The following is a 436-nucleotide window of genomic DNA, read 5'->3' as shown; positions in this document are numbered from 1 at the left end:
GGGTCGGCGAGATGAAGCTGTCGTGCTTTTCCGCCGTAATGCCGGTCATCGGCTGGAACCAGTGGGTAAAGTGCGTCGCGCCCTTTTCGATAGCCCAATCCTTCATGGCGTTTGCCACGACGCTTGCCACGCCCGAATCGAGCGGCTTGCTTTCGGCAATAGCCTTTTTCAGCGATTTGTAGGCGTCTTTCGGAAGCCGTTGCTTCATTACCGTGTCGTTAAACACCACGCTGCCGAATAATTCTGGAAGATTGCTCATAGTCTCTCCTCGCTATAGATATAAAAAAAGACGACTAGGGACAGCTCTGCCCCCATATCGTCTTTGATATTCGTGTTCGGTTATACATAAAATTAAAAAGAATGTCAAGCGTTCGTCGTTGCCCGTGCGGGCAACGACAGAATTTTTTGAAGAAACTCTGCATATAGATTTAACCCC

General features: G+C 49.1%; 1 protein-coding gene. It reads right to left on the bottom strand.

What is annotated here, in order from left to right:
- The coding region (locus AWU74_RS08610; protein ID WP_162505130.1) for a glutamine synthetase III domain-containing protein at positions 1-259 on the bottom strand (259 nt) is incomplete at its 3' end.
- Positions 260-436: the final 177 nt, after the last annotated feature.

The sequence above is a fragment of the Treponema endosymbiont of Eucomonympha sp. genome (genome assembly GCF_001028545.1).
The sequence above is the reverse complement of the archived record's forward strand: the minus strand, read 5'-3'. Positions and strand labels throughout refer to the sequence as shown.